General features: G+C 48.2%; 13 protein-coding genes. 12 read left to right on the top strand and 1 reads right to left on the bottom strand.

Translation table 11 applies throughout. The features are described 5' to 3' along the window. From VGJ94_16665 to VGJ94_16610, 12 genes are all read left to right on the top strand, one after another. The coding region (locus tag VGJ94_16665) for an asparagine synthase-related protein (GenBank protein HEY3278250.1) at positions 1–400 on the top strand (400 nt) is incomplete at its 5' end. A gap of 13 nt (positions 401–413) precedes the next feature. Further along, on the top strand, positions 414–1,556 hold the full coding sequence (locus VGJ94_16660; GenBank protein HEY3278249.1) for a glycosyltransferase family 1 protein: 1,143 nt from the start codon (positions 414–416) through the stop codon (positions 1,554–1,556). Between the two features lie 179 nt (positions 1,557–1,735). Then, a complete protein-coding gene (locus tag VGJ94_16655; protein HEY3278248.1) occupies positions 1,736–2,701 on the top strand; it encodes an NAD(P)-dependent oxidoreductase in 966 nt (321 codons plus the stop codon). 60 nt (positions 2,702–2,761) lie between these two features. Beyond that, a complete protein-coding gene (locus VGJ94_16650) occupies positions 2,762–3,925 on the top strand; it encodes a hypothetical protein (GenBank protein ID HEY3278247.1) in 1,164 nt (387 codons plus the stop codon). Between the two features lie 240 nt (positions 3,926–4,165). Next, on the top strand, positions 4,166–5,398 hold the full coding sequence (locus VGJ94_16645) for an MBOAT family O-acyltransferase (protein ID HEY3278246.1): 1,233 nt from the start codon (positions 4,166–4,168) through the stop codon (positions 5,396–5,398). 7 nt (positions 5,399–5,405) lie between these two features. Further along, positions 5,406–7,163 carry a carbamoyltransferase C-terminal domain-containing protein gene (locus VGJ94_16640; GenBank protein ID HEY3278245.1) on the top strand — a complete coding sequence of 586 codons (1,758 nt, stop codon included), beginning with the start codon at positions 5,406–5,408 and terminating at the stop codon, positions 7,161–7,163. A 1,034-nt stretch (positions 7,164–8,197) separates the two neighbouring features. Then, a complete protein-coding gene (gene wecB / locus VGJ94_16635) occupies positions 8,198–9,304 on the top strand; it encodes a UDP-N-acetylglucosamine 2-epimerase (non-hydrolyzing) (GenBank protein ID HEY3278244.1) in 1,107 nt (368 codons plus the stop codon). A 12-nt stretch (positions 9,305–9,316) separates the two neighbouring features. Further along, a complete protein-coding gene (locus tag VGJ94_16630) occupies positions 9,317–11,005 on the top strand; it encodes an MraY family glycosyltransferase (protein ID HEY3278243.1) in 1,689 nt (562 codons plus the stop codon). Further along, positions 11,002–11,532, top strand: coding sequence for a response regulator (locus VGJ94_16625; GenBank protein ID HEY3278242.1), 531 nt, complete (start codon positions 11,002–11,004; stop codon positions 11,530–11,532). Before VGJ94_16630 ends, VGJ94_16625 begins: the two co-directional genes overlap by 4 nt. Positions 11,533–11,570: 38 nt before the next feature. Next, positions 11,571–12,881, top strand: coding sequence for a nucleotide sugar dehydrogenase (locus VGJ94_16620; GenBank protein ID HEY3278241.1), 1,311 nt, complete (start codon positions 11,571–11,573; stop codon positions 12,879–12,881). Positions 12,882–13,162: 281 nt separating this feature from the next. Continuing rightward, on the top strand, positions 13,163–13,489 hold the full coding sequence (locus VGJ94_16615) for a hypothetical protein (protein ID HEY3278240.1): 327 nt from the start codon (positions 13,163–13,165) through the stop codon (positions 13,487–13,489). A gap of 90 nt (positions 13,490–13,579) precedes the next feature. After that, on the top strand, positions 13,580–14,053 hold the full coding sequence (locus VGJ94_16610) for a hypothetical protein (GenBank protein HEY3278239.1): 474 nt from the start codon (positions 13,580–13,582) through the stop codon (positions 14,051–14,053). Positions 14,054–14,081: 28 nt separating this feature from the next. Here the strand turns inward: VGJ94_16610 and VGJ94_16605 are convergent, their stop codons facing one another. Further along, on the bottom strand, positions 14,082–14,351 hold the full coding sequence (locus tag VGJ94_16605) for a DUF493 domain-containing protein (protein ID HEY3278238.1): 270 nt from the start codon (positions 14,349–14,351) through the stop codon (positions 14,082–14,084). Positions 14,352–14,510: the final 159 nt, after the last annotated feature.

Genomic DNA, 14,510 nt, shown 5'->3' with positions numbered 1-14,510 from the left:
GAAAATAGATAGGGCAAGCATGCTCCATTCCCTGGAGGTACGCACGCCTTTTCTCGCTCGCGAATTGCTCGAATTCGGATTCGGCAGATTGCCCGATAGGCTTAGGGTCACCCCATACACTCGCAAGGTATTACTAAGGAGGCTCGCAAGACGATTGCTGCCTGACAGCTTCGATGTTGGGCGCAAGCAAGGTTTTTCTCTTCCATTAAACACCTGGTTTAAGGGAGACTGGAGTGAATTCACTAGCGACGTGCTCATGGCGGCCGATCAGGCAATCTTTAACAGAGATGCCATCACGGGGCTCCTTCAAGGGCAAATAAGAGGTCTTTCCAACGCAAGTCGCTTGTTCTGCCTTGTTATGTTTGAGCTTTGGCGCCGCGAGTATCACGTCACATTATAGAGGTACGGCCCAAATGAAACTTCTGCTAGCAAATCTCACAAATGGAGGTCTAAGTGGTGGATACCGGAAATACTTACGGAAAATTCTGCCCTTGCTTCAGAAGCACCCTGCCGTAGATGAGTTGACCGTTCTCGTACCGCCGCAATCGGAGATTGTCCGTGAGCTTGGAGGAGTTCCTGTTGCACCTTGGCCTAGTGGCGATCAGAGGCGAGGATTCGAATGGGTCAAGGACCGGGTCAAGAGATTGACTCCTGACGTTGTGTTCATTCCTACGGCGCGCTCCGCCTATTTTCCGCGAATGCCGATTGTCTCTATGATAAGAAATATGGAGCCTCTAAGAGTTCCAGTCGGTGGAAATCCGTTTGGTGAAGTCATCAAAAACTTTGGAAGAGCCCATTCTGCGAAAAAGGCAAGCATCGATGCCGACAGAATTATTGCAGTCTCTGGCCACGTGAAAGAATTTTTAACAAATAAGTGGGGCCTAAGGCCTGAAAAGATAGGGGTGGTGTACCACGGAGTGGATATCCCCACCGCCCCATATCATTCCTCTGCGTTTTTGAACCTTGAGTGTATTGTTGATAGAAGATTTATTTTTACTGCCGGTTCTATCCGTCCCGCGCGAGGACTGGAAGACTTGTTGTCCGCCTTTGGTCTAGTTTTAGACGCTGTGCCGGGTATTAAACTTGTTATAGCCGGATCTATAGACCCTGGCATGGGGGCATATAAGTCAAGACTTGAAAAAATTCTGAAAAGATCCGGGGTTGTCTCCAGCGTTGTTTGGACTGGAGCTCTGACAGATATGCAAATGTCCTGGTGTTACCATAATTGTAGTGTGTTTGTAATGACAAGTCGAGCTGAAGCCTGCCCCAACGTAGTACTTGAAGCCATGTCGCATGGGTGCATATCCGTATCGACAGACACTGACCCCATGCCGGAATTCTATGCCGATACCGCGCTGTATTATTCGGCTGCAGACCATGTAATGCTTGCCAAAGCAATACAATCCGCCTTAGCGTTGGATAAGTCCCAAAGAATGGAAAGGTCGGCTAATAGCAAATCGCGAGCGGCCCTATTTTCCTGGGACGTGTGTGTCAATAGAACCATTCAAGAACTTGTTGAAGCGGTCAAGATATTTCATGGATCTTACAAAGAATAGTTCATTTGAATTTCACTGTCCCAAAGCATGGGTTAGGGCGCCGAAGTTGGGAAATGTTGTACCAGATTTCCTCAATGATGGTTCCGAACCGGCTTCGATTCTGGGAAAGCGCTAGCTTTGGATGAAGAGACGTGAATAGGATGAACAGAAGAAGGATGCTAGCGGAATAGGGGAAAAATATGCGAATTCTGGTAACGGGCGGCTCCGGCTTTATTGGAACAAATCTTATTGAAAACCTTGCACAGGTGAGCGCGTCGATCCTAAATATTGACAAGAGTGCTCCTCGAAACCGAGAGCATCAACGATACTGGAAAAAGTGCAACATTCTCGACAAGCCACAGATGGCCTCACTCATAGGTGAATTTCAGCCTACCCATGTGGTTCATTTGGCAGCAAAAACAGGAGTTTACGAAACTTCAGCCGAGGAATTCATCGACAATACCCAAGGAACCAGCAATCTGCTAGAAGTTTTGAAACCGCTGTCTCGATTAAAGCGCGTGATATTCACGTCAACTTTGCTAGTATGCAAGATGGGTTATATCCCGCAACATGAAACAGATTATAGTCCTTCAACGGCCTATGGGAAAAGTAAAGTTGAGATGGAGAAAATTATTCGGCGAGAAAAGGAATTACCGTTCGAATGGGTTATCATACGCCCAATTTCGATTTGGGGCCCTTGGTTTAGGGAACCTTACAAGAATTTTTTTGAAGCCATCGAGTGTGGGTGGTATTTTCACATCGGTGGCGGCCATTATAAGCGTTCGTTGGGATATGTAGAAAATGCTATTTTCCAGATTGAAAAGCTTTTGGCAGCTGAATCTGCTTTAGTAAATAAGAAGACTTTTTATGTGGCAGATGAAACCTCGTTGGACCTCTATGACCTTGCGAATGAAATAGCCAATCAATTGGGAAGAGAGCCTATCAGGCACCTTCCGTATGTCCTCATCAAGTTGATGGCATGGTTAGGGGATGTATTATTGGCTATCGGTTATAAGCGATTTCCAATGTCGTCCTTCCGTCTTAAAAATATCTTGACAGAATATGTATACGATCTGACACCAACTTCCAATATTACAGGCCCGGCTCCCTACAATTACCGAGAAGGGGTGCATCGGACCTTAAAGTGGTTAAAACAGGGCGCGTGAATTAATTGATTTCCCGGTCGCATTTTTGGAAAAGACGATGACTCGTTCCTTTTGATCTTTATGAAACAGTTGACCAAGAACATAAGCAGCCATGCACCCGTCTCCCATTTGACGGAGTTGATCGGGTTGATGGTATCTTTAGCGATTACTATCGTGGGTCTGATTGTGCTTTCTTGGAACTGTGTTGATCTCAATAATTTTGCTAAGGGTGAGGAAAATACAGCGGTAGGCGAATCTTACAAAGGCCGGGTGTTTGCAGCCTCTAATTTGGATGAGATTAGAAGTATCGTTCTTGAATGTTGTACGATGAAATGGCCTTCTGTCCGGGGCCAAGGAATTCAGAGAGTCCTATGGCTAGGAAACTCTCAGCTTCATTATATCAACCAATACAAACCGGGTGATCATTTGGCGCCGTATTGGTTACGAATTAGTTATAACCCGGACTATTTCGAGCCACTAGGTTTTTCGCTTCCTAATGCGAATTTTCAAGAGTTTTATATTCTTAGCCAATTTGTGAGCGATCGCGCGTCCTTGAGTGGGTTGATAATGGAATTAGTATTTGATGATCTGCGCGAGGATAAAATACGACGAGATTTTTCTAAGATCTTATCAGCGGACCTGATCGAAAGCATACGGCGAAACTCTAAAGTGGGCGCAATCATATTAGACCGATTCGCAATGCCGGAAAAGGAGGGAAAGGATAGTGGTATATTGACAGGGACCATTCAAAAACCTGTGGAAACGTGGCTTACTCGACAAATGAGCAGTCATTGGCACCTGTGGGCTGAAAGAGCGAAGATTGAAGGGGACTTCCTGGTGGGTCTCTACTATTTTCGGAATTGGGTATTCTGTATAAAGCCTACTTCGGAAAGAAAGATCATCAAGGCACGATATAATTTTAATATGCAGGCTCTTTCGGCAATATTGGAGGACTACCGTCGAAGGAAGATACCTGTCCTTATGTATATCGCCCCCATACGCCAGGACCATCCGATTCCCTATAACCTGCAGGAATATAAAGAATGGAAGGATGAATTGGCAATAATGGCAAACCGTTATGGGGCTCATTTAGTGAATTTGGAGAGGGCTGTGCCTGACGACAAATGGGGATCATACCACAAGGATGACATTGATTTCATGCATTTTCGGGGTCCGGGACACCGGATTGTGGCCGACGAGTTGCTGCCACACGTAAAGGGTCTGTTGAAATGGCCAAAGCCATAGGTTTTAATGTTCTTTAATTCGATAACTTATTTAGTATTTCTCGTCCTTTCGGTTGCGCTTTACTGGTGTTTACCCCTGTGGGCGCGGTGGTGGTTGTGCCTAGGGGCCAGTATCATCTTCTATGGCTTCTGGCGTATTGAATTCGTTTTCCTCATAATATTCTCGGCGTTTGTCGATTATTTTGTCTCCTTGCGAATTGCAGGAGCGGCTACCAGCAAGGGCAGGCGGTCGTGGTTAATCGTGAGTCTAATTATTAACCTGGGTCTGCTCGCTTACTTCAAATATACATATTTCATAGCAGACAACGTAGCTTTCATCGGAAAAGCTTTTGGAAGAGACTGGCAGTTCTCTTTAGGCAAGATAATCCTGCCCCTTGGAATTAGTTTTTATACCTTTGTATCGCTGAGTTACACCATCGACATCTATCGACGCGTTCTGGGACCCGTGAGGGATTTTAAGGTATATCTCACGTATGTCATGTTTTGGCCGCACATGATTGCGGGACCTATTTTAAGAGGACATGAGCTTATCAACCAAATTCTTCGCGGTTCCAGGTTTCGCGTTAGCCATATAGTGGCCGGCGTTAAGGCTGTTGTCGCAGGTCTTTTTTTGAAGGTTGGACTAGCCGATCAACTGGCTCCTATGGTCGATGACGCCTTCGGTATGAAGCCGGAATTATTGGGAGGGGTGGATGTGTGGACCATGGCGTTTGGGTTCGGCCTACAAATTTATTTTGATTTTGCAGGATACAGTCTTATAGCCATCGGTTCCGCCCGTCTTCTGGGTATTCATTTTCCGGAGAACTTTAATTGGCCCTATTTGGCGATCTCACCCCGCGATTTCTGGAAGGGCTGGCATATCACGTTGTCGTCATGGGTTAGAGACTATCTATACCTTCCATTGAGTGGAAACAGCTTCAGAGATAGTTCAAGGGGTGGAATTGACATTGTGACAGACGGGGTTAAGAGCCGAAACTTATCCGGGGGACTTACGCTTCCCCTCTTCTTGTCATGGTTTCTTATGGGTCTGTGGCACGGTGCCAGTTGGAATTTTGCCTTATGGGGATTATGGCATGCAACTCTAATATATATGTACCGGATTGCCAAGAACAAGTTTGGCTGGATACCGGCCGGACTGCAGTCAATGTTAGGTTGGTGTGTAACGGTTTCCTTGGTCATGCTGGGATGGATTCCCTTCAGGGCAGCCGATTTGGCAGACACTCTTGCTCTTTATTCGAAACTTTTTCAATTTTCCCGCTATCGAACATTGGGCTTTCGTGAAAATTTCTACCTGATCGTTTTTGTCTTTACTGCAGGTATGATCGGACTGTATTTCCTTAAAAAATCGAGAATTGCGGTTCTTCAGAATCCTTGGGTGAGACAGACGGGCGAGGTTATAGCCGTTAGCACGATGCTGTTCATCATATTTGTTTTTTTAAAACCAGTGAGCCAATTTATCTATTTTCAGTTTTAGGAGGATTATGGTCATTCTTGGTCTCAATGCATATCATGGCGATTCTTCGGCCTGCATCCTCGCTGACGGCGTGCTCCTCGCAGCTGCCGAGGAAGAGCGTTTTAAACGCATCAAACACTGGGCGGGATTTCCAACTCAAGCAATAAAATATTGCTTGGGGAGCGCCGGGATTAGAATCGATGAAGTTGATCATATTGCGATCAATCGGCGACCGAGTGCTCATATGTTGAAAAAGGCACTCTTCGCCTTTTCGAGGCGCCCCGGCTTGGGGGCTATAAAGAACCGGTTGACTAATGCAAGCAAGGTTTATGATATCGCCTCGGTTTTATGCTCCGAATTTTATATCCAGAATTCAAAACTCAGAGCTGAAATTCACAACGTTGAGCATCATCTGGCTCACCTTGCAAGCTCATTTTTCGTTGCTCCTTTTGACTCTGCCGCAGTGGTATCGGTGGATGGATTCGGCGATTTTGTGAGCACCATGTGGGGAATAGGTGACGGAAATCGGATAGTAGTGAATGATCAGGTAAGTTTTCCCCATTCTTTAGGTCTCTTCTATCTTGCAATGACGCAATTCTTAGGATTTCCGTATTATGGAGACGAGTATAAAGTGATGGGGCTAGCCCCTTATGGTAAACCCAGTGAAATGAATAAAATGAAGGAGATGGTGCAGCTTAGGCCGGAGGGACGTTTTGAACTATGTCTCGATTACTTCGTCCATCATTCGGAAGGAATCTCAATGGTTTGGGAAAAGGGAGAGCCCACGATTGGCACCGTTTTTTCGGATAAACTGATAGATCTGCTTGGACCGCCTCGAAGAAAGGACTCACCTATCAGTGAATATCATAAGAATCTCGGAGCTTCTCTGCAGCAGATGTACGAAGATGCATTTTTTCATCTTCTTAATCATGTATATGAAAAAACTGGAAATAGGACACTCTGTCTCTCTGGTGGATGCGCCATGAACTCCGTGGCTAACGGTAAAGTGTTCAATAGGAGCCCCTTTAAAGATATGTACATACAGTCGGCGGCAGGCGACGCAGGGGGCGCAATAGGTGCAGCATTCCACGTGTGGAATCAGGAATTGGGAAAACCACGATCGTTTGTCATGGAGCACGCGTACTTCGGCCCAGAATTTGGCAACAAAGAGATAATGTGTGAATTGGATAATGCAAGTTCCGAGATCAAGAGGGAAGGATGTGAGGTAACCTTAGTTGAAGACGAAGAAGCCCTGTGCCGGGAGGTAGCTCAACGTGTAGCCGAAGGTAAGATTGTAGGTTGGTTTCAGGGCCGAATGGAGTGGGGCCCGCGGGCCCTTGGGAATCGATCCATTGTCTGTGATCCGCGACGGCCAAATATCAAGGATATTCTCAATGTGAAGATCAAGCGTCGCGAATCGTTTCGACCCTTCGCACCGTCTATAATACGGGAGGCTGTAGCGGAGTGGTTTGAGACAGACTATGACGTACCTTTTATGTTGCAGGTATATCAGATTCGAGAACCGAAACGCAATTTTATACCTGCCGTAACACACGTAAATGGGTCCGGCCGTCTGCAAAGCGTTACAGAAGATCAAAATCCACGGTACTATAGGCTTATTAAGGCATTCGAGGCAATTACTCACGTGCCCATGGTTCTCAATACGTCTTTTAACGAAAATGAACCTGTAGTTTGCACGCCTAAGGAGGCATTGGACTGCTTTCTTCGTACGAAGATGGATGTGCTGGTTTTGAATAATTATTTCGTTGAAAGAGACGCAGTATAAAAGAGCGCTATGTTGTTAACCGTATCGTTGATTACTGTAGTATACAATGGCGCGAGGACTATTGCGGATTGTTTGAATAGTGTGGCTTTACAGAATTGTGCCTGCGAGCACATTATAATTGACGGCGGCTCCAGCGACCGTACGTTAGCCGTTGTCGGTGAATTTCCACACGTGTCAAAAATAGTTTCAGAGCCGGATAACGGGGTATATGATGCTATGAACAAGGGTATAAGGCTCGCGACGGGAGATATTATCGGTATTTTGAATGCCGACGATAAGTACGCCGATGACTCGATATTGGCCACAGTGATAAGAACCATTAATGTGAATAATCTAGACTCATGTTACGGAGACTTGATATATGTAGATAACGATGATATTGGCAAGGTGAAGCGTTACTGGAGGTCAAAAGCATATAACGATCGCCTCTTCTATCGGGGCTGGATGCCGCCCCACCCGACATTCTTCGTCCGCAAATCGATTTACGATCAATTTGGTGTATTTGACCAGAAGTTTGGAACAGCAGCCGACTACGAACTAATGTTGCGGTTCCTCGTAAAACACAAAATTACTACGAAATATATCCCCAAAACTCTGGTAAAGATGCGCTGTGGGGGGCTGAGCAATAATTCGCTGCGAAGCAGGTTGAAGGCCAATCGGTCTGACAGGCTTTCTTGGGCAGCCAATGGTCTTACACCTGGACCTTTAACGTTATATCTCAAGCCATTGTCTAAGCTAGGGCAGTGGATTCGACCATATGTTATAGAACCGGACAATTCTTTAATCAAATCCAATCCTCGGGACATATAATCTTCCGGTTTCAATTCTAACTTATATTTTGAGACTGAAACGAGGATGATTTTTTCCAATTGAGGAGCAGCACGGGGAATGAGGCTCTTTATGTCAAGCTGAAAGAGGGGTTGATCAAAATTAGCTCTCAACTTCGACCGAAAGCGGCCCACCCTGCACATGCTCTGCTCTAATTCGTGAGCAAGACCTCACGCCAATCAAGTCGAATCCGTAGGCGGTATATCATGAAAATCTTTCTAGTAGCTGGAGCACGACCCAATTTCGTGAAAATAGCCCCGATAATTCGGGCGCTGGTCAGCCAGCGAACTAACAGGCTGCGCTGGAAAATTGTTCATACTGGCCAACATTATGATTACGACATGTCCGAGGCATTCTTCGAGGACCTAGAGATTCCAAGACCGGACTATTATCTTAATGCAGGTTCGGGGACCCATGCGGACCAGACTGCCCGGATAATGATAGGGTTTGAAAAGGTCTGTGAAAAGGACCGTCCTGACATAGTCATTGTTGTAGGCGACGTCAATTCGACACTAGCGTGCAGCATTGTCGCAAAGAAAGATATGATACGCGTCGCCCACGTCGAGGCTGGCCTCAGAAGCGGCGACATGGGAATGCCCGAGGAGATCAACAGGATTGTAACCGATTCTGTCAGCAACTATTTCTTCGTCACGGAAAAGAGCGCCATCAATAATCTCCTCAAGGAAGGCAAACAGAAGAAAGATATTTTTTTTGTTGGTCACGTGATGGTAGATAACCTTTACTACCAGATACGAAAGTTGAAAGCTTCGGATTCATCTATTTTTCCGACCTCGAGAATAAAGGATAAACTCAACGAATATGCCTTTCTAACTCTTCACCGGCCCTCTAATGTCGATGATCCGAGGGTTTTTGGTGAAATAATTGAGGCTTTGAACCAAATATCTGATGAAATGCCTATTCTCTTCCCGGTGCACCCTCGTACGCGTAAACAGCTTGACATCCACAACCTAAAACTCGGCCCTAATGTGACCCCACTCTCTCCACTGGGGTTCAAGGAGTCGTTGTTCCTCTGGAAGGACGCGAATTTCGTGCTCACCGACAGTGGAGGTCTCCAAGAAGAGACCACCGCTCTTGGCGTACCATGTTTTACGGTTCGTGAAAATACCGAAAGACCGATCACTATAGATGAGGGGACAAACACCCTTATTGGCACCGGCAAGGGCGATATATTACGCGCTTTTCGTACTTTCCAGAAGAATGGTGGCAAGCGGGGGACCGTTCCGGCTTTGTGGGACGGCTGTGCTTCAGAAAGAATAGTCGACATACTATTGAAGCTAACGCGTGATGTTTAACGTGGGTTCACTATGACAACAGTCATCGCTACTTTTTTTATCGCTCTTTTAATCTCCCTGATCGCCGCCCCCCTTGCTGGCAAGTTGGGAAGATTGATCGGTGCAGTCGACAAGCCCAACGAGCGCAAGATGCACTATGGGACAATACCGAGGAGTGGAGGGATAGCTATATTCGTAGCTTTCTGGTTGACGATGCTCTTGTGTGGATTTTTGAAAACTCAGGTGTCGGAGCTATTTACATGGAACCCGAAGATGATCGGATTTTTTACGGGCGGTGGTCTGATTTTCGCCGTCGGCTTACTGGATGATATTTATCGTCTCGGCGCGAAAGTCAAGCTCCTACTGCAAATAGCTGCCGCCACGGTGGCCTTTGGATCGGGAATGCAGGTGGACACATATTATTTTTTGGGAGGGACGATTCATTCTTTTATCATCAGCTATTGCCTCACTATATTCTGGTTCGTGCTCCTCATTAATGCCATTAATCTTACGGACGGCCTAGACGGTCTTGCGGGCGGCATTACGTTCTTTGTCTGTATAATAATCACCGTCCTTTTGGTGTGGCGGGGTCTTTACCTTTCGGCACTACTTTTTGCCGCGCTCGGGGGTTCGGTGCTCGGATTTCTCCGCTATAACTTTAATCCAGCTTCGATATTTATGGGCGACGGAGGGAGTTATTTTCTTGGATATGCGATTGCGGGTTTAGCCATTCTCAGTTCTGCCAAGGCGCAAACAGCCACTATTGTATTGATTCCGCTCATTGCCATGGGCGTTCCTGTATTCGATACCATCCTCTCACCAGTGCGGCGTTTTATGATAGGCAAGAAACTCTTCCAGCCCGACAAGAGCCACATCCACCATAAACTCGTGGAGATGGGATTTTCCAAGACGAAGGCAGTCCTGCTTATCTATGCCATCTCTGTTGCTCTTTGCTTGTTTGCGGTGGTCATGGTCAATATCCAGGACAAGCGGGCGGGGCTTTTTATCATCATCGTGGGTGTGGCGGCCTTGCTTTTTACCCGGAAGCTTGGGTATTTCGAATATCTCGCATCGGACAAGGTCTTCGGGTGGTTTAGGGATATTACCGATGTTGCCGGGATCAGCCATAACAGGCGGAGCTTTCTTGGGCTTCAGATCGAGATCAGCCAGTCTCAGGACCTGGAAGAACTTTGGGAAAATGTCGGCAAGGCTCTTGAGTTTTTGAGGTTTGACAGGGCTGATCTGTATGTGGGGGCCGAATATGGAGTGACCGGGGAAACGCGCAGTAGTTATGTCGGTCACGAGAGACGGCACGACAATGCTAAACTGTCGGAGCCGGTGTCGGGGTTTCCTCTCTCCTGGGAGGCCGCGGGGCCTCGTAGGGAGTCGTGGAGCCTTCATTGGGTGCGCGGATATTACCGGCGTCGTCAGGACGTGGACAAAGGTTACATGCTCACTGTGAAGGTTCCTCTTGTGGATTCGGAATTCATGCCGGCTACCTTGCACCTTATCAAGGATACGAAGAAGGAGCAGCTTGACAACTTTACCTTGCGGCGTGCGGAGCAGCTTCGGGAAACTATGATAAAGGCCCTTGACTGGATAGAGAGGGAGAAGAAGGAGCACTTGCAGCCGGTCCACCAGAAGGGAGTCCGGTATAGGAAGGCGCACCACGGCGCAATGAGCGCCAAGAAGGCAATCCTGGAGAAGAGATCGGGGATATGAGAGAAAAAAAGAAGGAAATATCGTTCAAAGGGTATAGAGAATCTGAGCGACGGAGCGAACGGCTCCTCGTGGTGGATGACGAGCCGCAGATAAGGGAACTTCTCTCCGATTACTTCGGGACCATGGGATATATGGTCAGCACGGCGAGAGACGGCGAAGAGGCGCTTTCGAAATTCGAACCCGGCCTTTTTGACTGCGTGATCTCCGATATCGCCATGCCGAAGATCGACGGCAAGGAGCTCCTGAAGCGGCTTCGGGCAAAAGACGCCACCGTCCCTTTTCTGGTCATCACGGGATTTCCGAGCGTGGAAGGCGCGGTGGAGACTATCAAGGGGGGCGCCTTTGATTACGTGACCAAGCCCCTGCACGTCGAGGACCTGCTCATAAAGGTGGAGCGGGCGCTCTACACGAGGCAGCTTGAAAGCTCCGTGAAAGCGAGCGGAGAGCGGCTCAGGCGGCTCATGACGATCATCCCCGTGATCCTCGCCCTGGCCGTCGTCCTGGGGATTGTGTGGAAGCAGTTCTAAAGATCGGACTAAATTTGAAATAACATACGGAGGTTTTGGTGGAGCTACTCGACAAGATCGCGTCACGCGAAGCAAAAATAGGGGTAATCGGCCTGGGATACGTGGGCCTGCCTCTTGTCATTGAATTTCATAAAGCGGGCTTCCAGGTAACGGGCTTCGATATAGACGACAAAAAGGTCACTGCCCTCCGGGAACAAAGATGCTATATCAAGCATATAGATATCGCGCCCCTTTTCGCCCCGCCTCCAGACGCATCACCCGCATCACACGGATTTCAGGCCACTTCAGATTTCTCGTTGCTGACGGGTATGGACGCCATTCTCATCTGCGTGCCTACTCCGCTCAACAAAAACCGCGAGCCCGATATGACCTATGTATTCAATACGGCGAAGATGATCGGCCAGTACCTCCGGGAGGGGCAGCTTATCATCCTGGAATCGACCACCTATCCGGGGACCACGGACGAGGACATGAGGGCCATATTGGAGAAGTCGGGACTGAAGGCGGGAAAGGATTTTTGCCTCGCCTTTTCGCCCGAGCGGGAGGACCCGGCGAATAAGCATTTCAACTTGAGAACCACGCCGAAAGTAGTGGGGGGATTCAGCGCCACATGCCTTAAGGCGGCGAAGGCCCTTTACGACACGGTCGTCGATCGGACGGTGCCGGTTTCGTCCACCAGGGCGGCCGAGGCGACGAAGCTCCTCGAGAACATCTACCGGGCGGTCAACATCGCCCTGGTCAACGAGATGAAGATGCTCTTCGATAAAATGGACATCGACATATGGGAAGTGATCGAGGCGGCCGGGACGAAACCCTTCGGCTTCCATGCCTTTTATCCCGGTCCGGGGCTGGGCGGCCACTGCATCCCGATCGATCCTTTCTACCTTACCTGGAAGGCGCGGGAATACGACTTCGCGACCCGTTTCATCGAGCTCGCAGGGGAGATCAACCGTTCCATGCCCGACTACGTGGTGGGAAAGATTGCCCATGCGTTAAATGAGATCAATAAGACCGTGAAGGGTTCGAGGATTCTCGTTGCCGGCCTTGCCTATAAAGCCGACGTGGACGATGACCGGGAATCTCCGTCCTATGCCGTGATGGCCAAGCTGGAAGCCAAAGGGGCATTCGTCTTCTATAACGACCCCTATTTTCCGTCGATACGTCAAAACCGAGAATTTCCGCAGTTCGCGGGCAGGACCTCGACGGAGATTACCTCGAAGTTCGACCTCGTGGTGATCCTGACGCCTCATGACCGCTATCGGACGATCGACTTCGGGTCCTTGGGCATTCCCATCGTGGATACGAGAAATATAGTCAAAAAAGGCAACCCGATGATTTACCCGGCTTGACAACGCATTTTCAAGTGCTTATTGTCTCTTTTCGGGTTTATCCTATTCTTAATGTGCGCATGGAGTGAAAAAAACGATATAAGTTTTCTTCTTGCCAAATACTAAATAATATTCTATTTATCCAGTTCTATTGTGGTTGTATATCAACATATTTAGTAAAAATTGCGCAAAATATGCTTGACATTCCTACTAGGATGCCATAAAAATTATCTATAAACAATTAGCGCACGTGGACTGAAAGCACAAGTGGACTGCGAGAAATAATTATTATAGGAGGAGACATGCTTAAGATTACGAAGATGAGTAAGTTCCTTGGACTGGCGGTGTTGGTTTTGTTTGCCTTCACCTTAGTAATTCCTTCATTGGGGTTTGCGCAGGCTGCTTCAGGTGCTTCCGATAGCAAGGCCGGAGCAGGCGCTGCCGGCGCCGCAGGTGGCGCGGGCGCAGCATCGGGCGCGGGCGCGGCCGGTGGCGTAGGCGCGGGCACAATCGCAGTAGGAGTCGTAGGCGTCGCAGCGGTCGCGGCAGGCATAGCAGCAGCGACGGGCGGCGGCGGCAGCGGCAGCGGCGGATTCATTCCGACACATACTACACCGACACACCACTAAAATCTGTTGACGAGATTGCAAGGCTGGGAGTCTACGCTCCCAGCCTCATTTCCTTCAGTAACAAGAGTCGGGCTGATATGCCTGACCCTGATGCTGGGGTTATTTTTTTGTTTTGCCCCGGTGAAGGGGTTAGCCCAGGACGCGAATGCCATTCTCGACTCTGCCGATGCCCTCTTCAAGAGCATGAAAGGGAAAGACTACAAAAACATCTGGAAAAATCTTTCCGCCGGCTCCAAAAGCCTCATCATAAACGATACGCTGAAAGCGATAAAGAAATCGGTGTCGTCCTCGGAATCCACCGATTATTCCGCAGAAACCCTCGAGCGCGACTTTGCCTCCGGTGGACCTGTAGCCAAGGGCTATTGGGACGGTTACATGGATAACTTCAACCCGAACATGGTGCTCGAAGAAAGCAAATGGACCATGGGGCCTATCGAGAAGAGCAGGGCTGAAATAGTGATCCAGTACAAGAAATCTGAGAGCCCGGCGCGCCTGCAGATGGTCCTCGAGCAGGGCAAGTGGAAAGTGGCGCTCATCGAGACTTTCAGATACTCCGGAAGATAATCTCACATAATTCGTTTAAATAATAATCTTATAAAGTCATAAGCACCAATTCGTGGCGGTTAAGCTCACTATAGATATCATCGAGCTGCTTCCGGCTTTCTGCCTTGAAGGTGGCGGTAACCGATAAATATTTGCCGCCTGAGCTGGTCCGGGCATGATAGGTGAGGTCCGAACTTTTGTCGATGTATTTTTCAATAACCGAGCTTACCGCCGCATAGAACTCATTGGTGTTGGCTCCCATCACCTTGAGAGGGTAAGAGCACGGAAACTGAAAAGGTTCTTTATCTTCTCTGGCCATAAAATATCAATCCTCGATTCCAGGCGGCATCCAGGCTGCCCCGCAATACCTCCCGCATGTTAGTACTCTCCATAAGTTGGGACCGGCTGATGTTTTACCGGTATCCACCCGTCGAATGCAAATAAAATAAGTTATTCAGCAGATAAAACACAAGTCATT

Source organism: Syntrophorhabdaceae bacterium (assembly GCA_036504895.1).
GTDB lineage: Bacteria > Desulfobacterota > Syntrophorhabdia > Syntrophorhabdales > Syntrophorhabdaceae > PNOM01.
This window is presented reverse-complemented; position numbering and strand designations above follow the sequence as displayed.

What these genes read in the sequence shown, in the direction of transcription:
- VGJ94_16660 (HEY3278249.1), top strand. Translation starts at nt 414, where the DNA reads ATGAAACTTCTGCTAGCAAATCTCACAAATGGAGGTCTAAGTGGTGGA.
- VGJ94_16605 (HEY3278238.1), bottom strand. Translation starts at nt 14,351, where the DNA reads ATGGCCAGAGAAGATAAAGAACCTTTTCAGTTTCCGTGCTCTTACCCT.
- wecB (HEY3278244.1), top strand. Translation starts at nt 8,198, where the DNA reads ATGAAAATCTTTCTAGTAGCTGGAGCACGACCCAATTTCGTGAAAATA.
- VGJ94_16650 (HEY3278247.1), top strand. Translation starts at nt 2,762, where the DNA reads ATGAAACAGTTGACCAAGAACATAAGCAGCCATGCACCCGTCTCCCAT.
- VGJ94_16610 (HEY3278239.1), top strand. Translation starts at nt 13,580, where the DNA reads ATGCTGGGGTTATTTTTTTGTTTTGCCCCGGTGAAGGGGTTAGCCCAG.
- VGJ94_16640 (HEY3278245.1), top strand. Translation starts at nt 5,406, where the DNA reads ATGGTCATTCTTGGTCTCAATGCATATCATGGCGATTCTTCGGCCTGC.
- VGJ94_16615 (HEY3278240.1), top strand. Translation starts at nt 13,163, where the DNA reads ATGCTTAAGATTACGAAGATGAGTAAGTTCCTTGGACTGGCGGTGTTG.
- VGJ94_16630 (HEY3278243.1), top strand. Translation starts at nt 9,317, where the DNA reads ATGACAACAGTCATCGCTACTTTTTTTATCGCTCTTTTAATCTCCCTG.
- VGJ94_16625 (HEY3278242.1), top strand. Translation starts at nt 11,002, where the DNA reads ATGAGAGAAAAAAAGAAGGAAATATCGTTCAAAGGGTATAGAGAATCT.
- VGJ94_16655 (HEY3278248.1), top strand. Translation starts at nt 1,736, where the DNA reads ATGCGAATTCTGGTAACGGGCGGCTCCGGCTTTATTGGAACAAATCTT.